Below are 20,225 nucleotides of genomic sequence, written 5' to 3' on the forward strand. Positions count from 1 at the left end.
TCAATAAGCCTGGCTCTCCGCCGCCCGCTCTTCCAGATGGCCGTCCTTCAGGGCGAAGACGCGGTCCATGTGGCCGGCCAGCTCCATATTGTGGGTGGCGATCAGGGCGGCGACGCCCGTGGTCTTGGCCAGGTCGCGCAGGGATTCGAACACGGACTGGCTGGTGGTCGGGTCCAGGTTGCCGGTCGGTTCGTCGGCCAGCAGCAGGCGGGGCTTGTTGGCCAGGGCGCGGGCGATGGCGACGCGCTGTTTCTCGCCGCCTGACAGCTGTGCCGGCTGGTGGGTCAGGCGTTCGCCCAGGCCCAGGGTCGTCAGCGTCTCCTCGGCCTGGGCGCGGGCCTTGGCGAGGCTCATGCCGGCGATCCGCATCGGCAGGGCGACATTGTCGCGGGCGTCGAACTCGGCCAGCAGATGGTGGAACTGATAGACGAAGCCGATGCGCGACAGGCGCAGGCGGGTGCGGGCGCCCTCGTCCAGATCGCCGACCATCTCGCCGTCGATGGCGACCGTGCCCTCGGTCGGCTTTTCCAACAGGCCGGCGGCGTGAAGCAGGCTGGACTTGCCCGAGCCCGAGGGGCCGATCAGGCCGACCATCTCGCCGGGCATGACGTCCAAGTCCACGCCCTTCAGCACGGTCAGACCGCCGTTGGCGGTGTCATAGGTGCGGGTAAGGCCGCGCACCGACAGGATGGGACTACTCATAGCGGAGCGCCTCCACGGGATCGATGCGTGAGGCCGTCCAGGACGGCGGCAGGCTGGCCAGGCAGCTCATGCTGAAGGACAGCAGGGCGACCCAGGTCACGTCCATCGGATCGACGAGGGCCGGGATGGCGTCCAGCTGATAGACGTCGGCGTTGAACAGCTGGACCCCCAGCACGGCCTCGATGGCGTGCTGGATGGCGCCGATGTTCCAGCAGAACAGCAGTCCCAGGGCCAGGCCCGCCAGGGTGCCCGCGACGCCGATCATGGCGCCGGACATGAAGAAGATGCGCAGGATCGACGACGGGCTGGCGCCCACGGTGCGCAGGATGGCGATGTCGCGCGTCTTGTTCTTCACCAGCATGACGATGCCGGAGATGATGTTCATGGCGGCGATGGCGACGACCAGGCCCAGGATGATGCTCATCGCCACCCGCTCGACCCGCAGGGCGCCGTAGAAGGCGGCCAGCCGCTCGCGCCAGTCGCTGATCACCGAGCCCGGCCCGGCGGCGTCGCGGATGGCGGGGGTCAGTTCGCCGACGCGGTCGGGGTCGTCGACCTTGATCTCGATGGCGTCCCAGACCCCCTCCTTGCCGAAGAACAGCTGCTGCTGTTCCAGCGGCATGAACAGGAAGGCGCGGTCGAAGTCGGCCGTGCCCGAGCGGAACAGGCCGCCGACGAAATAGGTCTTTTCCAGCCCGCCCAGATTGCCGAAGGCGCTGTCGGCGCCGGTCGGCGAATAGAGGGTGACGGGGTCGCCGACCCGCAGGCCCAGGGAGTTGGCCAGGGCGGCCCCCATCAGGATGCGGTCGCCGCCGTAAGCGCCCTGACCGAAGTCGGCGCGTTCCTGGGGCGTCAGGCTGTCGAAGACGTATTTGGTGGTGGCCAGATCCTGAGGCCGCACGCCGCGCACCATGGCGCCCGTGGTGAAGTTGCCGACCCGGACCAGGCTCTGGCTCTCGTTCAGCGGGGTGACGCTGACCACGCCCGGCACGTCGGCGATCCGCTTCAGGGCGGCGTCGCGGTTTGGGTCCGTCAACACGGGGCCTTGGGCGTACATATGGCCGTTGAACGACAGCATCCGGCCCAGCAGTTCCGAGCGGAAGCCGGCCATGATGCTCATCACGCTGATCAGAACGGCGACGGCCAGCATGATGCCGATGAAGCTGATCACCGCGATGGTGGCCACCCCGCCCTCCTTGCGCTTGGCGCGGAGGTAGCGGAGGGCCAGGCCGATCTCCCACGCGGAGAAGGCGCCGGAAGGACGGGACGGCAGGTTCAAGCAGTCAACCTTTCGATGGCGTCTGCCAGGGGCACGGACACCTTCTCGCCGGTGGCGCGGCGCTTCAGCTCGACCACGCCGTCGGCCAGGCCCTTGGGACCGATGGTCAGCTGCCAGGGCACGCCGATCAGATCGGCGGTGGCGAACTTGCCGCCCGGCCGTTCGTCGGTGTCGTCGTACAGCACGTCCTTGCCGAGTTTCTCGAGCTGGGCGACCGCATCCTCGCAAGCGGCCGAGACGGCGGCGTCATTGGCGCGCAGATTGATCACGACCACGTCGAACGGGGCCACGGCGTCGGGCCAGATGATGCCGCCTTCGTCATGGCTGGCCTCGATGATGGCGCCCAGCAGGCGCGACACGCCGACGCCGTAGCTGCCCATGTGGACATTGGCGTCCTGGCCGTCGGGACCGGCGACCTTGGCCTTCATCGGGGCCGAATATTTCTCGCCGAAATAGAAGATGTGGCCGACCTCGATGCCGCGCGCCGACAGGCGGTCGCCCTCGGCGGTCTCAGCCTCGAACCGGGCTTCGTCGTGCATTTCCTCGGTCGCGGCGTACAGCGCCGTTCGTTGATCAACGATTGACTGAAGATCATCCCAGTCCACATCCGCGCCGGGCGCCGGCATTTCGACCAGGGCCTTGTCGCAGAAGACCGCGCTCTCGCCCGTCTCGGCCAGGACGATGAATTCGTGGCTCAGGTCGCCGCCGATCGGGCCGGTGTCGGCGCGCATCGGCACGGCTTTCAGACCCATGCGGGCGAAGGTGTTCAGATAGGCCACGAACATGCGGTTGTAGGCCTTGCGGGCCGAGGCCTCGTCCACGTCGAAGGAGTAGGCGTCCTTCATCAGGAACTCGCGGCCGCGCATGACGCCGAACCGGGGGCGGCGCTCGTCGCGGAACTTCCACTGGATATGAAACAGGTTCAGCGGCAGCGACTTGTAGGACTTCACATAGGCGCGGAAGATGTCGGTGATCATCTCCTCATTGGTCGGGCCGTACAGCAGTTCGCGCTCGTGCCGGTCGGTGATGCGCAGCATCTCGGGGCCATAGGCGTCGTAACGCCCGGACTCTCGCCACAGGTCGGCCAGTTGCAGGGTCGGCATCAGCAGTTCGACTGCGCCCGCCCGCTGCTGCTCTTCACGGACGATCTGCTCGATCTTGCGCAGCACCCGCAGGCCCAGCGGCAGCCAGGCGTAGATGCCGGCGGCCTCCTGCTTGATCATGCCGGCGCGCAGCATCAGCTGGTGCGAGGCAATCTGGGCGTCCGAAGGGGCTTCCTTCAGCGTGGGCAGGAAAAAGCGCGACAGGCGCATGATGGGGAATCCTAGGCGTAGAGACAGACCAAGGCTTTAGCCGCTGGACCGGGGCGAAAGCTAGGCCGGGTTGGGGATATTCGCGCCTCGCCTCCCACGACCGTCTTACCGTCGCACGCCCTCATCCCGCCTGACGCCCTCTCTCTTTGCGCATATCCTCCGTCCTCAGATTACGAAAACTTCATGCGACAGGGCGCCGCACCGGCGCAAAGGTGCCGCCGACCAAAATCGGGACCTTTTTCTTCATGCAACGTATTCGCCTGATGGCCGCCTGCTCGGCCTGTATCATCGTCGCCCTGACCGGCGGCGCCTCGGCCCAGGACCATTCGCACGGCGCGCATGCTTTTGGGGAATGGGGCTTCGATCTCGCCGGTCGCAATACGGCGGTGAAGCCGGGCGACGACTTCAACGAATACGCCAACGGAACCTATCTGAGCACCACCGAGATCCCCGCCGACAAGGCGCGGTTCGGTCCGTTCGACGTCCTCTATGAGAACGCCCAGTCCCAGTTGAAGGCGATCATCGAGACCAGCGCCGCCAACCCCGTCAACGCCAACGCCCAGAAGGTCGGCGCCCTGTACGCCAGCTTCATGAACGAGGCCCGCGTCGAACAGCTGGGCGCCGCGCCCATGGCCGCCGACCTCGCCGCCGTGAAGGCCGTGACCGACCACGCCGCCATGGCCCGCCTGATGGGCGCCAGCCATTCGGGCTTCGGCGGTTCGCTGTTCGGCGTCGCCGTGTTCGAGGACTTGCAGAACCCGAACATCAACTCGGCCTATCTGGCCCAGGGCGGCCTGGGCCTGCCTGACCGCGACTATTATCTGAAGCCGGACTTCGCCGCCCAGCGCGAGGCCTATCTGGCCTATCTGACCCAGACCCTGACCGCCATCGGCTGGACCGACCCGGCCCAGAGCGCCGCCGACATCCTGGCCTTCGAGACCAAGGTCGCCGAGAAGCACTGGACCACGGTCGAGCGTCGCCAGATCGACAAGCTCTACAACCCCAGCAAGGTCGCCGACCTGGCGACCCTGGCCCCCGGCTTCGACTGGACCGCCTTCCTCGACGGCGGCCAGCTCGCGAATCTGGAAACCCTGGTGCTGATGGAGAACACGGCCATTCCGGGCATCGCCCAGGTCTTCGCCGACACCCCGATCGAGACCCTGAAGGCGTGGGAAGCCACCCAGATCGTCGATCAGGCCAGCCCCTATCTGTCCAAGGCCTTCGTCGACGCCCGCTTCGAGTTCCGCGGCAAGACCCTGCGCGGCCAACCCGAGAACCGTCCGCGCTGGAACCGGGGCGTGGCCCTGGTCGACGGCCAGCTGGGCGAGGTCCTGGCCCAGGAATATGTCCGCCTGCACTTCCCCGCCTCGTCCAAGGCCCAGATGGAGACCCTGGTCGACAACATCCGCGCGGCCATGACCGAACGGCTGAAGACCCTGGACTGGATGAGCGAGGCGACGCGTGAGCAGGCGCTGTACAAGATGTCCAAGTTCGGGGTGAAGATCGGCTATCCCGACAAATGGCGGTCCTATGACGGGCTCGAGCTGACCGCAGACGACCTGTACGGCAATGTCGAACGCTCATCCGCTTTCGAATGGGCCTGGCAGCGCGGCAAGATCGGCAAGCCGGTCGATCCGCTGGAATGGGGCATGACGCCCCAGACGGTGAACGCCTATTACAACCCGCCGCGCAACGAGATCGTCTTCCCGGCCGCCATCCTCCAGGCGCCCTTCTTCGATCCGAACGCAGACCCGGCCGTCAACTACGGCGGGATCGGCGCGGTCATCGGCCATGAGATCACCCACGGCTTCGACGACCAGGGCCGCAAGTCCGACGGCGACGGCGTGCTGCGCGACTGGTGGACGCCGGAAGACGCCGCCCGGTTCGAGGCGCGCGCCAAGGTGCTGGGCGACATCTATAATTCGCTGGAGCCCCTGCCCGGCGTCCGCGTCAACGGCGACCTGACCATGGGCGAGAACATCGCCGACCTGGGCGGCCTGCTGCTGGCGCTGGACGCCTACCACAAGTCGCTGAACGGCCGGCCGGCCCCGGTGATCGACGGCCTGTCGGGCGACCAGCGGGTCTTCCTGGGCTGGGCCCAGGTCTGGCGCGAGAAGTCGCGCGAGGCGGCGTTGAAGGAGCAGCTGACCACCGATCCGCACTCTCCCGGTTCGGTCCGCGCCGCCACCTCGCCACGCAACATCGACGCCTGGTACGCGGCTTTCGGCGTCTCGCCCGATCAAAAGGCCTACATCGCCCCCGAGGCCCGTGCCCGCATCTGGTAAGCGGTCGCAAAGCTCGAACGAAAAAGGCCCGAAGCATCGCTCCGGGCCTTTCTTTTTCAGCGGTAAGGCAGACGGCTTACTTCGGCGTGGTCGCCGCACCGACGACGGCGCCGACCGCTGCGCCCGCGACAGTCGAGCCGGTGTTGCCGCCCACGACCTGGCCGGCGACTGCGCCGCCCAAGGCGCCGGTGGCGGCGCGCTGTTCCATGGTCTGGCCACAGGCGGCCAGCAGGGCCAGGGCGCCGATGACGGGGGTCAGTTTCAGGATGGTCTTCATGGGTCTGCTCCGGGAGGGGGACGATACGAGACTGACCCAACGAAAAGGCCCGCGTCCGGTTCCGGACGCGGGCCTCTGTCTCTTTGGCGCTACGCTCGGGGCGCGGCCCCTCGCGACTTGAGCGCTGACTTTGCGCTACGCTCGGGGCGCGGCCCCTCGCGACTTGAGCGCTTAGCCGACGATCTGATCGTCCGTGAAGAACTGAGCGATCTCGAGCTTGGCGTTGTCCAGGCTGTCCGAACCGTGGACCGAGTTTTCACCGATCGACAGGGCGAATTGCTTGCGGATGGTGCCTTCGGCGGCCTGTTCCGGGTTGGTGGCGCCCATCACTTCACGATAGGCGGCGACGGCGTTCTCGCCTTCCAGCACCTGGACGACCACCGGCTCGGCGGTCATCTGCTCGACCAGCTCGCCGTAGAAGGGGCGTTCGGCGTGGACTTCGTAGAACTTCTTGGCCTGGTCGGTCGACAGCTTGACGCGACGCTGGGCCACGATGCGCAGGCCGGCGCCTTCGATCACGGCGTTGATCGCGCCGGTCAGGTTGCGGCGGGTCGCGTCGGGCTTGATGATCGAGAAGGTGCGTTCGGTCATGGGAATTGACTTCTTGTTAGGGAGAATAAGGGTCGCGGGCTTATAGCGACGCCCCGCCCCCGCGCCAAGCCGTCTTTCAGCAGGCGATGGCCCGCACGTGACCGGCGGCGGCGTAGTCCAGAATGGCGCGGTCGCGGGTGATCAACGTCAAGTCATAGGCCCGCGCCGTGGCGATCAACATCCGATCGGCAGGATCTCGATGAAGAGGCGGCGGAAGATGCGCCACATCCAAGAGGATGTCCGGCGCCAGGTCTTTGATGCGTGCATGAGCCGTATTGACGGCTTCCCAGAACCAGGTGCGGACATCGCGTCGTAAAATCTGGACCAACTCTGGCTTGCTGGCCAGATAGCCCATTTCCCAAGCCGACGCGGCTGAGACAAACAGTTCGCCCTGCACAGCCGCCGCACTGATCATTTCGACAGCCGCCGGCCGAAGTGCGACCCCCTCGACGATCCAGATCAGGGCGTGGGTGTCCAGCAATACCCCGTCACTCACGCCTCGTGACTTTCAAGGCCGAGATCAATCTCATCCAACCCCATGTCGGCTTCAACCGTTGTGCCGAAAACCTGTTCGTAGATCGGCTTGTCCAGGTCGATGCTAGGATCGATAACAATCGATCCCTTCATCGCGCCGAACATGCTCATGGGGTTCCAGGGCGCCTCGCCGTCCCTGGTCGGGGAGGCCAACACCGCCACCTCCTTGCCGCGCTTGGTCACCCGAACCCTGCGGATCTCGCCCGAGTTCACGCGATCAAGCAGGTCCAGGCACTTGGCCTTGAACTCCGTCGCCGTTATGACGACCTCGCCGCTTACAAGATCATACGTCATGACTGGTCATATAGAGATGACCAGTCAGAAAGTCCATTGCGCCTCCCATGCTCCAGATCACCGACCTGACCTTCAACGCCTGGGGCCGCAAATTCCTCGTGGACGCCTCCGTCAGCCTGCCGCCGGGCGCCAAGGTCGGTCTGGTCGGCCGCAACGGCATCGGCAAGTCCACCCTGTTCAAACTGATCCTGGGCGAGCTTCACGCCGCCGGCGATGAAATCAGTCTGCCCAAGACCGCCCGCATCGGCTCGGTCGATCAGGAGCACCCGGCCACCCCCGTCAGCGTCATCGACACCATCCTTGAGGCCGACGTCGAACGCCACACCCTGCTGGGCCGGCTGGAGACCGCCGAGCCGGAAGAGATGGGCGAGATCTGGTCGCGCCTGATCGAGATCGACGCCGACGCCGCCCCGGCGCGCGCCGCCGAAATCCTGGTCGGCCTGGGTTTCGACCAGGAGAACCAGGCCCGGCCCATGTCCGAGTTCTCGGGCGGCTGGCGGATGCGCGTCGCCCTGGCCGCCGCCCTGTTCGCCGAGCCGGACATGCTGCTGCTGGACGAACCGACCAACTATCTCGATCTGGAAGGCGCCCTTTGGCTGGAGGCGCGGCTGAAGAAATACCCGCACACGGCCCTGATCATCTCCCACGACCGCGAGATGCTGAACGAGGTCTGCACCCATATCATGCACCTCGCGAACCACACCCTGACCCTCTACACCGGCAACTACGACGCCTTCGAAAAGGCCCGCGCCGAGAAGGCCCGGCTGCAACTGTCGGCCAAGGCCAAGCAGGACGCCGAACGCGCCCACCTCCAGGCCTTCGTCGACCGGTTCAAGGCCAAGGCCTCCAAGGCCGCACAAGCACAGTCGCGGATGAAGCGGCTGGAGAAGATGCAGCCGGTGGCCACCACCATCGAGGAGCGGGTCGCCCCCTTCACCCTGCCCTCGCCGCCGCGTCCGCTTGCGCCGCCGCTGATCCGGCTGGAACGCGCCAATGTCGGCTATGACGTGGGCAAGCCGATCCTGCGGAACCTGAACCTGCGGATGGATCTGGACGACCGTATCGGTCTGCTGGGCGTCAACGGCGCGGGCAAGTCCACCTTCGCCAAGATGATCGCCGGCGCCCTGGACGTGTCCGAGGGCGAACTGCACCGCGACCGCAAGATGCGCGTGGGCTGGTTCCACCAGCACCAGATCGAGGCGATGGACCCCACCGACACCCCGCTGGAAATCATCCGCCGCGCCATGCCGGACGCCCCCGAAAGCGCCCGCCGCTCCAAACTGGCCCAGTTCGGCCTGGGCTATGAGAAGCAGGAGACCACGGTCGACAGCCTGTCGGGCGGCGAACGCGCCCGCCTGCTGCTGAACATGGTGGCGATGGACGCGCCCCACGTCCTGATCCTCGACGAACCGACCAACCACCTCGACATCGACAGCCGCCGCGCCCTGCTCGACGCCCTGAACGACTATTCCGGCGCCGTCATCCTGATCACCCACGACCGCTCGCTGATGGAGATGGTGGCCGACCGGCTGTGGCTGGCCGCCGACGGCACGGTGAAGCCGTTCGACGGCGACATGGACGACTACGCCAAGTTCGTTCTGGACCGCGCCAAACAGGCCATCGCCAAACCTAGCCAGATCAAGAAGGAAGAGGCCGCCGCCGCTCCCGCCGCCCAGAACAACAAGGGCAAGAAGAACGACCGCAAATCAGGGCCTTCGCCCTCGACCCTGCGTCACGCGGTCAAGAAGGCGGAAGAGACCATGGCCCGCCTGACCGCCGAAATCGCCCGCATCGACGACGACATGGCCACCGCCTCGGTCAACAATCCCAAGGCCCTGGAAGGCCTGACCCGCGCCCGCGCCAAGACCGAGTCCGATCTCGCAACGGCCGAAGCCGCCTGGGTCGCAGCGGAAGAGGCGCTCGCCGAGGTGGCGTAGAGCCAAGTCGTCGCCACCTCCCCTTCATCTCCGTCATCCTAGGGCTTGTCCCTAGGATCCATAAGCCCGGTATCAAACGGCGGCGCACGCTACAGATACACCGGGAGTCTGGATCCTCGCCACAAGGGCGAGGATGACGGCTGGAGAAGTGGCCGCCAGCCTCCCCGTCAGCCGCCGCTGCTGGCCTGCATGTAAGTCTCCTCATAGGGCTGGACCACGACCCAGCCCTCGCCTTCGAACTTCATCTGGATGCTCTCGCCCGAGCCCCGGCCCATCAGGGTCTTGAACGAGATGTCGGTGGCGATCTCCGGCGACAGACTTCCCGACCAGGCCACGGTGGCGTTGGGGTCGGTGAACACCGGCCCGGTGGCCGCGCTGACCTTGAGGATCAGCGGATCATAGTGGGAGGTGATGGCCACGATGCCGCTGCCGCTCAGTTTCACATTGAACAGGCCGCCGGACATCATGCCCGCGACCCGCTTCATCATGGTAATCTGGTTGCTGACGCCGGTCTCCAGCGCCAGCACATCATTGCCGTTGGCGAAGATGGTCTCGTTATCGAGCCGCAGCAGGGTGATCTTCTTGCCTGTATCGGCCAGATAGACCCGCCCCTGGCCCTCCATCTTCATCAGCACCATGCCCTCGCCGCTGACCGCCTTCTTCAGCAGATTGCCGAGCCCCTGCTCCATCAGGCCCTGACGCGTGAACTTCACCTGCCCGGTCCGCGCCACCATGGCCCCGGACTTGGCCCAGACCGCCCCGTTCAGCCGCACCTCCAGCAGATGGGGGTTCTCCAGTTCGAAGGCTTCGGGGCTGACGTCCTTCTCCCTATAGGCGGCGACGAATTCGGAGACGGTCTTCACGGACATGGGAACCTCTAAAGCGGGAATGTCTGAGCCGGCAGCCTGCCCGCCCAAACACGGGAAGTCCAAGTGGAAATGAATTGCAAACGACTCTCAATCTTATTATTCCCCGCTCGAAAGCGGAGGACGCCCCCATGACTCGACACACCCTTCACGCCGGCCTGCTGGCCTCCATCCTGACGGTCTGGAGCGCCGGCGCGGCCCAGGCCCACTCCCCCTATCTGCGGCCGAATCTGTTCGACGCCGGCCGCCGCGACCACGTCACGGTCGAGGCCAGTTTCACCGAGGATGTCTTCAACGCCGAAGTGGTCATGCGCTCCGACAGCTTCCACGTGGTCGGCCCCAACGGCGACACGCCGATCAGCGCCGTCACCTATCTGCGCGACCTGGCGGTGTTCGAGGCGCCGACGCCGGTGGACGGCCTGTACCGCCTGTCGTCCGGCCCCCGCGCCGGCCGCGCGGCCAAGATGTACAACACCCCCTCCGGCTGGAAGATGGTCGGCGAGGAAGACACGCCGCCCCCGCCCGGCGCCGAACTGGTCGATGTCCAGAGCATCACGGTCGCCGAGGTCTATGTGGTGCGCGGCGCGCCTGACGAGGCGGCGCTCAAGCCCACAGGTCAGGGCCTGGAGCTTCAGCCCCCTGATCCAGCCGAACGAGATCGTCGCCGGAGAGGACGCGACCTTCCGCCTGCTGTTCGACGGCCAGCCCCTGGCCAACACCCCCGTCACCGTCTTCCGCGAAGCCGGCCTATACGACGGCAAGAAGATCGAGACCGATACGGCCACAGACGCCTCGGGCGTCCTGACCCTGCGCGTCTCGGCCCCCGGCGCCTATATGACCCAGGTCCGCCACCGCACCGCCGCCCCGGCCGGCAGCCCCACCCCCTACCGCAGCTACACCCACACCCTGACCTTCATCGCCGACGCAGGGTGAGGCGCGCTTCGCCGGATCGGGGATGGCCGAAGACTCCTGAATAAAACCTGCGGTCTATGGCGCATGGCGGTCGTCATGCTAGGCATTGGATGACCAGGGGGATTTGGGCATGAGACGGTTGTTGATGGCGGCTGCGGCCGCTTGGGTGATTTCGGCTGCGGCGCCGACGTGGGCGCAAGAGGTCGAGCAGGCGCCGGCGCCCGCCTGGGTCGTCGCCTTATCGACTTCCGCCCCGCCGGCGGCGGCGAGCGAGGCCCCGGTTCGTCTGCTGTCGGTCGATGACCAGATCCGGTTCGACGACCAGGGAACCCACGCCTACTACGGCCGCCGCACCCAGGTGCAGACCGAACAGGGCCTGCCCTATGTCAGCACCGTCAGCGCGGTCTGGAACCCGGCCTACGAGACGCTTCAGGTCCACGCCGTCCGCATCATTCGCGGCGACCAGGTGATCGACGTGCTTGAAAGTCAGGACTTCCAGGTCCTGAGGCGCGAGAACAACCTCGAGTCCTCGATGCTGGACGGTCGGCTGACGGCCACCCTGCAACCGCGTGATCTGCGCGTCGGCGATATTCTGGAGACCGCCTTCACGGTTCACGACACGGGCGGCGTCCTGGCCCCGCATCGCGAACACATAGCCAACGCCAATTCGGGCCTGGTCATCGACCAGTATCGCCTGCGCGCCACCTGGCCCTCCGACCAGACCTTCAAGGTCGCCTCCATGGCGCCCTGGGCCGAGGCCCGGCCCAAGCGGGTGGGCGCGAACTGGGTGTTCGAGGTCGACACCAAGGGGCTGGCGCCCGTCAGGCTGCCGGACGACCTGCCGGGGCGGTTCATGACGACCCGCCTGATCCAGCTCACCGACTTTACCGACTGGAGCGCGGCCTCGGTCCTGATGGCGCCTCTGTACGAAAAGGCGTCGACGCTTGAGCCGGACTCGCCGTTGAAGGCCCGGATTGAGGAAATCCGCGCCGCCTATTCCACCCCCGCCGCCCAGGCCGCCGCCGCCCTGCGCCTGGTCCAGGACGAGGTGCGTTATCTGGCTCTGTCGATGGGCGAAGGCGGCTATGTGCCGACCGCCGCCGACGAGGTCTGGCGCAGCCGTTACGGCGACTGCAAAGGTAAGACCGTGCTTCTGCTGGCCCTGCTGCACGGCCTGGGGATCGAGGCCGAGGCCGCCATGGTCAGCACGGCCAACGGCGACGGCCTGCCCGAGCGGCTGCCCGCCATGGCCTGGTTCAACCACGTGCTGGTGCGGGCGGTCATCGACGGCCAGACCTACTGGATGGACGGAACCTCGGTCGGCGACCGGACGCTGGAAGACCTGACGCCGCCTCCCTACCGCTGGGCCCTGCCGGTCCGGGCGCAGGGCGCTGACTTCACCCCCATCGTCCAGCCGCCGTTGCAGAAGCCCAACTATGAAACGGCGACAACCCTGGACGCCTCCGCCGGGCTCGACGCCGAAGCGGCCTTCACCATGGACACCATCTACTATGGCGCCACCGCCTTGCAGATGCGCCGCCAGATGAGCGCCGTCACGCGCGAACAGCTCCAGACCAGCATGGCCGACTCCATGAAGGGCAAGGACGAGACGGTGAAGATGGAGACCGTCGACACCCGCTATGACGACGTCGCCAACGCCTTCCACATCACCATGGGCGGCAAGGTCCGCATGAGCTGGGTCGACGGCGTCGGCGGCGGTCGCGTCATGGCCCTGCCCGAAGCCTCCATCTCCATCCCCTATCAGGACGAACGCACCGGCCTGTACGCCGAGTACAAGGACCTGCCCTACGCCCTGTCGCACCCCTTCATGAACCGGACCAACATCCGCATCCTCCTGCCCAACGGCGGCGAGGGCTTCCGGCTGGAGGGCGGCGACCAGACCCTCGAAGACGGCGGCTATCGCATGTCGCGTCAGGCCAGCCTGGAGGCCGGCGTCGCGAATGTGGTGGTGACCACCACCAGCCTGACGCCCGAACTCTCGGCCGAGGACATGACCCTGGCCCGCACCCGGTCGAAGGCGCTGGTGACCACCATGCTCCGTCTGCGGGCGCCCGCAGGCTATCAGGCCACGGCGGCGGATCAGGCCCGACTGGATCCGGGCGACGACAAGGTCGCCGACCTGATCGAACGGGCCGAGCGTCTGGCGAACAGCGGCGACATCGAAGGCGCCCTGGCCCTGTACGACGCCGCGGTCGAGGCCGAACCCGACAATGCCGAGGCGCGCCGCAAGCGGGCTTCGGTCCGTATGGACCAGCGAGACTACGCCGGCGCCAAGGCCGACTATGACCATGCCGTCGATCTGGACCCCGCCGACGTAGAGGCCGCCGTCGGCCAAGGGCTGGTCGCCAGCTCTGAAGGCCGTTACCCCGATGCGGTCGTCAGCTTCTCGGTCGCCCTGCGTCTGGACCCCAGCCAGACCGACGCCCTATGGGGACGCGGCCAAGCCTATTACCAGATCGGCCGGTTCGACCGGTCCCTGGCCGATTTCCGGGCGCTGAAGACCACAGCGCCGGACGACGAGACCGGCCTGTGGGGCGAGCTGCGCGCCCTGCGGCGCCTCGGCCGCGCTGACGAGGCCCGGACCCTGATCGCCGCCAAGCTGGAGGACACGCCCGAGAACTATACGGCGCTGAATCAACTCATCACCCTAGGCAAAGCCGACGGCCGCCTGAAGGAGGCCCTGCCCGCGCTCGACGCCGGGCTGGCGGCGGCGCCCGACGACTTCGGCCTTCTGTCCCTGCGCGGCGAGGCCAAGGCCGCCCTGGGCGACGCCGCCGGCGCCCGGACGGACTTCGACGCCATGCGCCGACTGGCCGGGGGCGACCCGTCTTTGATGAACAGCGTCTGCTGGAGCCAGGCCATCAGCGGCTTCGACCTGGACCAGGCACTGGTCGACTGCGAGATCGCCGCGGACGCCGGCGTCGCCGCCTATGTGGACAGCCGCGCCATGGCCCTGCTGCACCTGGGCCGCTTCGACGAGGCCAAGACCGACTACGACCAAGTCCTCACCACCCTGGCCAACCTCCCCGCCTCCCTCTACGGCCGCGGCCTGGCCCGCCTGGCGCTCGGCGACGCGGGCGGGCAGGACGACCTGGACCGGGCCAAGGCGCTGGACATCGACGTGGGCGAGAAGTTCGAGGTCTTCGAGGCGCGAAGGCCAACGACCATGCCCTAAGCCCTTTCGCCAGACGGGTTGAGCGACATCATCCGACGCAAACGGCTCTCGACATCCGCCACGCGGTAGGGCTTGGCGAAAATCTGCGCGTCCGCCAGATGGTCCGGCAGGATGTTCGCCTGATCGTAACCCGTGCTGAACGCGAACGGGATTCCGCGGTCCTTGAGAATGCCGGCGACTTCCCACGACATCTCGCCATCCAGGTTCACGTCCAGCAGAGCGACGTCGAACGTCTCGGTCCGAGCAAGCCTGATCGCCTCGCCAAGGCGCGTGGCCGGACCGACAACCGTCCACGACAGATCCGCGCACATGGCCTCCAGGGTCAGGATCACCAGATAGGAGTCCTCAACGATCAAAAGCCTCGGCTTGTCTGGAATCTCGTAGGTGAGAACGGGAACTTTCGGCGGTGCGACCCGCACCAAAGGTCTGTCTCCGAGAACCGCGAGGGCCGACCTGGGCAGGATGACCTCACAGACGACGCCCGTCGGCGCATAGTCGATCGTCGCCCGGCCGCCGGTTTCGAGGGCGAGGGCGCGCTCGACCAGGCTGGAGCCGAACCCGCGCCGCGTGGGTGGGGCCACATGCGGTCCGCCGCTCTCGCGCCATATCAGGATCAGGGACCCGTCATCGTGAACCCGCCATGAAACGAGGACCCGCCCTTCGGCGCGTGAAAGGGACCCGAACTTGGCCGCGTTCGTCGCCAGCTCGTGCAGGGCGAGCGACAGCGACAGCGCCGACTTTGATGTCAGGATCACCTCATCACCCTCGAGAAGGACGACGCCGGAACCTTGAATATAGGGCCCAAGCTCCACGGTCAGCAGCCCCTCGACCGATACGCCTTCCCACCGACTTTGGGTCAGCAGGCTGTGGGCCTTGGCCATGGAATGGATGCGGCTGTCCAGGCCTTCCACAAAGCCGGTCAGCGAGGCGGCGCTGCGGCTGGATTGCGTGACCAGGGCCTGGATATTGGCCAAGGTGTTCTTCACCCGGTGATCCAGTTCGGCCATGAGAAGCTTGTCCCGCTCATGCGCCTTGGCCCGTTCTAGCGACGCTTCCTCAATCCTGCGGAGCACGACCTGAAGCAGCGACACCCGCAGATCGAAAGCGGAATCGACCTCGGCGACCGTCCAGGGCAGGGCGCGGTTCCGCACCGTGTGCTTCCAGACCTCGAACGATTTCCGCGGCGACAGCCGATCCCCGTTTGGACCGGACGCTATGGGCTTGTCAGGATCGCCGGCCCACAGCGCCGTTTCGACCAGTTCGGGTCTGAACCACAGGATAAAGTCGGAGGGATCGCGCGACACGGATATGACCAGCAGCCCCGAGGCGACGTTGGCGAACGCCTTGGCCGGCGGGTAGATCTCACTCAACCGATCGGTTGCGAACACGCCCTCGGTTTCTGTCATGTAGGACGTCAGCCACTCCACCAGGGCCGCAATCTGCGCATCGTCTGGAGTGGCGCCCAGAGAAGTGGTCGCGGCCTTCACCCGGACGGCGACCCCGCCGCCTCGCCGCCCGTCCAGCGCGACATCGCCGCCATGGATGAAATCGAGCAGATTGGGCGTCTGCTGCGTCAGGCCGTAGGCATAGTCCTCGACGCCTGCGAGGTTCAGCATCAGCTCTTGCAGGACCTTCCGGCTGGCCAGCCGGGCCTCGAACTGTTCGCTCTTTTCGCGGGCTTCGAGCTGCAGCGAGAACATCGAGCCGAACAGTTCGCAGACCGCCCGCAGATGCCGGGGCAGCCGTCGGGGACTGTCATTGTGGCAGGCGATCAGGCCCCAGAGCTTGCCCGCCACGATGATGGAAATCGACATCGACGCATTGATGCCCATGTTGCGCAGGTATTCACGGTGCATCGGCGAGACATCGCGCAGGATCGCATGGCTCATGTCCAGCGGCTTATCCGTGCGCGGATTCAGCTCCGGCGTCAGCGGCGCCGGGTCATAGTCGACCTGGGTGATCAGCCGCAGCCAGCTCCTGAGGTACAGCGCCCTCGCCTGTTGGGGAATGTCGGCCGCCGGATAATGTAGGTCCAGGAAAGGCTCCAGTTCCGGGGGGCGGCTTTCGGCGGCCACCCAGCCGGACCCGTCCGGCATGAAGCGATAGACCATCACCCGGTCGTATTGCGCCACGCGACGCACGCTCGCCGTCGCCATCTGGCAGAGCGAGAAGAGCGACGGCGCTGCGCTGAACCCCTCGACCATCAACTGCACGGCCGCCAAAGGTTCGGTGACGTACGGATCGTCGGTCCCGGCGGCTTCGAACTCCAGCACCAGGTCCCCCTCCACCCGGTGCGCGCTGGCGTCGAGAGGAACACCCCCCTCTATGCGGAGAACCGGGTCGAGCATGTGGCGTGGCTTGACCAGGTCCGGCTCCTGGCAAAGCGCGCGAAGCCGATTGATCTGGGCAACGGAGAACAGGTCGTCGAGCGGTCGGGAGAGAAGCGCGCTGATGGGCCGACCGAGCAGGCCTTCGGTGTCTCCCGCCGCCTGGAGCACGCGAAGACTGGCGCTGTCGAGCACCAGCATGGCCCCATGCGGCAGGATCGCCCCAGGGATGTGTATCGGTTCACGGTCGCAGTTGGTGAGATCAACCTGCTCGCGGGCAAGGACGGCGTCAGTCATTGTTGTCGTTCCATCCGCCGAGCCAGGCCTCAAACAGGGCAAAGGTCGCAATCGCTGTGGCGATGATCGTCGCCTGCCGTTCTGCCGAATGGGGTGTGGCCGAGAGCCGGACGACGCACACAGGGCCACCCGCGTCAGAAGACGCAGTTTGGCCCGTGGCTTTGAAGCCTACGAAAAGCACGTTTTCCCCGCCTCAGCGAAGGTCACCGGGATACGGTGAAAGAACTGCGCTGACCCCACAACGGCGAGCCTGCAAGAGGGTTCCCATGAAGGCAAAAAATTCGCCCCGCTGCGGTCCCTTCACCGACGACCGCTCCTGGCGCTGAGGCCGTGTAAAGGCTCGTGAGGCTCAATTCCCGACGCAATCTGCGGAAACTCGGCGCTTCCGCTTGGGCCTTCACCGCCCCCTCACGCCGGGCAGCGCGTCTCCGTCTGGCTGGAGTCCAGCTTGATCTCCGACACCGACACCGTCAGCGTCCCGCTGGTCGCCATGTGGAACGGGATCTCGACCTTCGACAGATCCCCGCCGTCGGCGCGGAAACAGGTCAGGGGGATGCGGGCCTCGCGCCATTGGCCGACGGGGGCCGCGCGCAACAGGCCGGTCAGGTCCACCGCTCCACCGCCCAGTTTGAAGCCCACCGGTTCAGACGGCGCGGCGTCCACGCGGTAGCGGAAGCCCAGGGCCACCGCGCCGTTAGCTTGCCGCGTCAGATCGACGGGCGTGCCCCAGATCTCAACGCTGGCCGGCCCGGCGCCCGCAAAGGCGAACTGCTGGGCGCTTTCCTGGGCCTGGTCGTCGACCGGGCGCGAGGCCACGCCGGCGCGCGGGCTGGAGGCCGTCTTGGCCGTGCCGGGGCGGGTCTGGCCCCCGGCGTCGTTCAGCAGCAGGCTCCACGGCGAGACGAACCGGCCATCGACGAAATACCGGTCCAGATTGGTCGCCTGGGCCGAGACCTTGCTCTCTTCCGACAGCATCCCCACCGTCGCCGGGGCGGCGTAGCTGAGGCCATAGCCATAGGCGAACTGCGGATCATAGCCGGGCTGGCCCCGGTTCAGCGGCGCCCCCGTCGCATCCTTGGGCCAGCTGAAGGACAGCTTGCCGGTGAAGTCGTTGCGCGGCTTGCCGTCGGCCCCGCCCACCAGCACGTCGGCGACCCCGCCGCCCTCGGTCCCCGGCAGCCAGGCGGCCACGAAGGCGTCTGACGCATTGATCTCCGGATTGGTCCACATCGGCCGCCCCGACAGGAAGACCGACACGGTCGGAATCCCCGCCGCCTTCAACCGCTTCAGCGTCTCCAGCGGGGCCGTCGGGACGAAGTCCAGATTGTCCACGTCGCCCTGGAACTCGGCATAGGGGGTCTCGCCGAAGACGACGATGGCCACGTCGGGCTTCTGGGTGAACGACCCGTCGGCGCTCAGGGTCGCGGTTCCGCCCCCGGCCTTGACCGCCTCTTCGACGCCGCTCCAGATCGACTGGCCCTGGGGGAAGTCGGCGTTGGAATTGCCCGTCCCCTGCCAACTCAAGCTCCAGCCGCCCGAGGCCTGGCCGATGTCGTCGGCCGCCGTCCCCGCCACCAGAACCCGCGCATTGGCCCGCACCGGCAGGACGCCGTTGTTCTTCACCAGCACCAGGGACTTGCGCACCGCCTCGCGCGCCAGGGCCCGGTGCTCCGGCGAGGCCAATTCCTCGAACCGGCCCTCCATCGGCCGCGTGGGCTCGAACAGGCCGGTCTTGACCTTGGCGACCAGGATGCGGCGCACCGCCTCGTCCACCCGCGCCGCCGAGATCTCACCCGACTTGGCCTGGGCCAGGGTCGAGGCGTACAGCGGCTTCCAGCTGTCGGGCGCCATCAGCATGTCGATGCCCGCGTTCACCGCCAGGGCGCAGCTCTCATTGGTGCAGCCCGGCAGTTGCCCATGGGCGTTCCAGTCGGACACCACGAAGCCCTTGAACCCCAGCGGTCCGCGCAACACATCGGTCAGCAGGGTCGGGTTGCCCGAGTGCTTGTAGCCGTTCCAGCCCGAGAAACTGGCCATGATCGACAGCACGCCGGCGTCGATGGCCTGGACATAGCCGCCCAGGTGCACGTCGATCAGCTCCTGCTCGGTTCCCCGGAAATCGCCCTGGTCCTCGCCCTCGAAGGTGCCGCCGTCGGCCAGGAAGTGTTTCGCAGATCCGGCGATATGGCCGGGCGCCAACGGCCGGCCCGGCTGCAACTCGCCCTGAAGCCCCAGGGTCATCGGCCCGGCGTAGGACCGCTGGACCTCCGGGTCCTCGGCATATCCCTCGTAGGACCGGCCCCAACGGTCGTCGCGCGGCACGGCCAGGGTCGGGCCGAAGGTCCACTCCGCCCCCGTCACCGCAACTTCCAGCGCCGTCGCCGCCCCGATCCGCCGGATCAGGTCCGGATCACGCGCCGCGCCCAGGCCGATATTGTGCGGGAAGATGGTCGCGCCGGGGACGTTGTTGTGCCCGTGCACCGCGTCGATGCCGTAGATCAGCGGGATGGTCGTGCCCCCGCGCGCTTCGTTGGCGGCGCGGAAGGCGCGGGCCAGGTCCAGCCATTTCTGCGCCGTCGCCCTGTCGTCGCCCCACGGACCAGAGCTGCCGCCCGCCAGGATCGAGCCCAGCGGATAGGTCTTCAGATCGTCCGGCGTGATCGAGGCGATGTCGGCCTGGATCAGCTGCCCGACCTTCTCCTCCAGCGTCATCTTCGCCATCAGTTCGGTGACGAAGGCCTCGGTGCGCGCATCGCTGATCGCCGCCGGGGTCGCCGCATGGGGCCACAGGGCCGGATGGGCCCGCGAGGCCTCCGGAACCGCCGCCGTCTGGGCCAGGGCGGGCGCGCCGCCGCCTACGGCCAGGGCCAGAACCATCAGGGACACAGTCGTGCGCATCGGATTTTCCTCGCAGGATGAACCAGGAGGCGTGCGTCTGACGGATCGGAAGACAGGCGGACAGGCGCGGCGGAACGACGACGTTCCGACCCTTCACCCTGTGCGTCTGCTCCCGAGCGATCGATCCGCCGCCCTTCGGCGCAGATTAAGGAACGGGACGCGGCGAACCGTCAAGCCATTTTTGAGAACGTTCTCAAGATCACCCCGCGCACGATGTCGCAGGGTGATCTTGAGCCAAGCGCAAACACCCTATTCCGGCAGGTCTTCGGCCAGGATCGCCATCTCGAACATGAACGAGCCTTCCTCGTCCTCGTCCTCGAAGACGATGCCGATGAACTCGTCGCCGACATAGACCTCGGCCGAGTCGTTCTGCTTGGGACGGGGCTTCACGATGATGCCGCCGGTGTTGAAGGTGCGCTTGAGGTGGGCCTCGATGCGCTTCAGGTCGGTGTCTTTCACGGGGGGCCTCATGGTCTTGGGTTGGCGGCGGACCCTAGAGAAGTCGGGCCTTGAGGGA

The 20,225-nt window shown here is 67.0% G+C and carries 15 protein-coding genes and 1 pseudogene; 5 read left to right on the plus strand and 11 right to left on the minus strand.

The window, feature by feature from the left end; all coding sequences use genetic code 11:
- Genes OU998_RS11635 through proS form a run of 3 tightly spaced genes read right to left on the minus strand, consistent with a single transcriptional unit; the run spans position 1 to position 3,294 of the window.
- Positions 1 to 702 carry an ABC transporter ATP-binding protein gene (locus tag OU998_RS11635; protein WP_267513695.1) on the minus strand — a complete coding sequence of 234 codons (702 nt, stop codon included), beginning with the start codon at positions 700 to 702 and terminating at the stop codon, positions 1 to 3.
- A complete protein-coding gene (locus tag OU998_RS11640) occupies positions 695 to 1,981 on the minus strand; it encodes a lipoprotein-releasing ABC transporter permease subunit (RefSeq protein ID WP_267513696.1) in 1,287 nt (428 codons plus the stop codon). The genes OU998_RS11635 and OU998_RS11640 overlap by 8 nt, the downstream gene beginning before the upstream one ends.
- Positions 1,978 to 3,294 (minus strand): proline--tRNA ligase, encoded by a 1,317-nt coding sequence (gene proS / locus OU998_RS11645; protein WP_267513697.1) that lies wholly within the window; start codon positions 3,292 to 3,294, stop codon positions 1,978 to 1,980. The genes OU998_RS11640 and proS overlap by 4 nt, the downstream gene beginning before the upstream one ends.
- Before the next feature lie 245 nt (positions 3,295 to 3,539).
- Here proS and OU998_RS11650 point away from each other — a divergent pair, with 245 nt between their 5' ends.
- Entirely contained in the window at positions 3,540 to 5,579 is a 2,040-nt protein-coding gene (locus OU998_RS11650; protein ID WP_267513698.1) for a M13 family metallopeptidase, read from the plus strand.
- A 76-nt stretch (positions 5,580 to 5,655) separates the two neighbouring features.
- On the opposite strand, the gene OU998_RS11655 is transcribed toward OU998_RS11650, so the two are convergent.
- The 4 genes from OU998_RS11655 to OU998_RS11670 form a co-directional block, all read right to left on the minus strand.
- Entirely contained in the window at positions 5,656 to 5,856 is a 201-nt protein-coding gene (locus OU998_RS11655; protein WP_267513699.1) for a hypothetical protein, read from the minus strand.
- Positions 5,857 to 6,027: 171 nt separating this feature from the next.
- Positions 6,028 to 6,447, minus strand: a complete 420-nt coding sequence (ndk, locus tag OU998_RS11660; protein WP_267513700.1) for a nucleoside-diphosphate kinase — start codon at positions 6,445 to 6,447, stop codon at positions 6,028 to 6,030.
- Between the two features lie 76 nt (positions 6,448 to 6,523).
- Positions 6,524 to 6,943: a type II toxin-antitoxin system VapC family toxin gene (locus tag OU998_RS11665; RefSeq protein ID WP_267513701.1), complete on the minus strand. Its 420-nt coding sequence runs from the start codon at positions 6,941 to 6,943 to the stop codon at positions 6,524 to 6,526.
- The gene (locus OU998_RS11670; RefSeq protein ID WP_267513702.1) at positions 6,940 to 7,275 is read right to left on the minus strand and encodes a type II toxin-antitoxin system Phd/YefM family antitoxin; all 336 of its coding nucleotides are present in this window, start codon (positions 7,273 to 7,275) and stop codon (positions 6,940 to 6,942) included. The genes OU998_RS11665 and OU998_RS11670 overlap by 4 nt, the downstream gene beginning before the upstream one ends.
- A gap of 47 nt (positions 7,276 to 7,322) precedes the next feature.
- Here OU998_RS11670 and OU998_RS11675 point away from each other — a divergent pair, with 47 nt between their 5' ends.
- A complete protein-coding gene (locus OU998_RS11675) occupies positions 7,323 to 9,212 on the plus strand; it encodes an ABC-F family ATP-binding cassette domain-containing protein (RefSeq protein WP_267513704.1) in 1,890 nt (629 codons plus the stop codon).
- A 167-nt stretch (positions 9,213 to 9,379) separates the two neighbouring features.
- Here the strand turns inward: OU998_RS11675 and OU998_RS11680 are convergent, their stop codons facing one another.
- The gene (locus tag OU998_RS11680) at positions 9,380 to 10,081 is read right to left on the minus strand and encodes an AIM24 family protein (RefSeq protein WP_267513705.1); all 702 of its coding nucleotides are present in this window, start codon (positions 10,079 to 10,081) and stop codon (positions 9,380 to 9,382) included.
- Positions 10,082 to 10,209: 128 nt separating this feature from the next.
- Here OU998_RS11680 and OU998_RS17105 point away from each other — a divergent pair.
- From OU998_RS17105 to OU998_RS11690, 3 genes and pseudogenes are all read left to right on the plus strand, one after another.
- Positions 10,210 to 10,647: pseudogene (locus OU998_RS17105) on the plus strand (DUF4198 domain-containing protein); the annotation flags it as partial.
- A 1-nt stretch (position 10,648) separates the two neighbouring features.
- Positions 10,649 to 11,011 carry a DUF4198 domain-containing protein gene (locus OU998_RS11685; RefSeq protein ID WP_267513706.1) on the plus strand — a complete coding sequence of 121 codons (363 nt, stop codon included), beginning with the start codon at positions 10,649 to 10,651 and terminating at the stop codon, positions 11,009 to 11,011.
- Positions 11,012 to 11,120: 109 nt separating this feature from the next.
- Complete coding sequence (locus tag OU998_RS11690) at positions 11,121 to 14,186, plus strand: DUF3857 domain-containing protein (RefSeq protein ID WP_267513708.1); 3,066 nt, start codon at positions 11,121 to 11,123, stop codon at positions 14,184 to 14,186.
- Here the strand turns inward: OU998_RS11690 and OU998_RS11695 are convergent.
- The 3 genes from OU998_RS11695 to OU998_RS11705 all read right to left on the minus strand — a co-directional run bounded on the left by OU998_RS11695 (position 14,183) and on the right by OU998_RS11705 (position 20,167).
- Positions 14,183 to 16,810, minus strand: coding sequence for an HWE histidine kinase domain-containing protein (locus OU998_RS11695; RefSeq protein WP_267513710.1), 2,628 nt, complete (start codon positions 16,808 to 16,810; stop codon positions 14,183 to 14,185). The genes OU998_RS11690 and OU998_RS11695 overlap by 4 nt on opposite strands.
- 408 nt (positions 16,811 to 17,218) lie before the next feature.
- The gene (locus OU998_RS11700; RefSeq protein ID WP_267513712.1) at positions 17,219 to 19,708 is read right to left on the minus strand and encodes a glycoside hydrolase family 3 protein; all 2,490 of its coding nucleotides are present in this window, start codon (positions 19,706 to 19,708) and stop codon (positions 17,219 to 17,221) included.
- Between the two features lie 249 nt (positions 19,709 to 19,957).
- Complete coding sequence (locus tag OU998_RS11705) at positions 19,958 to 20,167, minus strand: DUF3126 family protein (protein WP_267513713.1); 210 nt, start codon at positions 20,165 to 20,167, stop codon at positions 19,958 to 19,960.
- Positions 20,168 to 20,225 lie beyond the last annotated feature (58 nt).

Origin of the sequence: Brevundimonas sp. SL130, from assembly GCF_026625805.1 — a bacterium.
Classification (GTDB): Bacteria; Pseudomonadota; Alphaproteobacteria; order Caulobacterales; family Caulobacteraceae; genus Brevundimonas.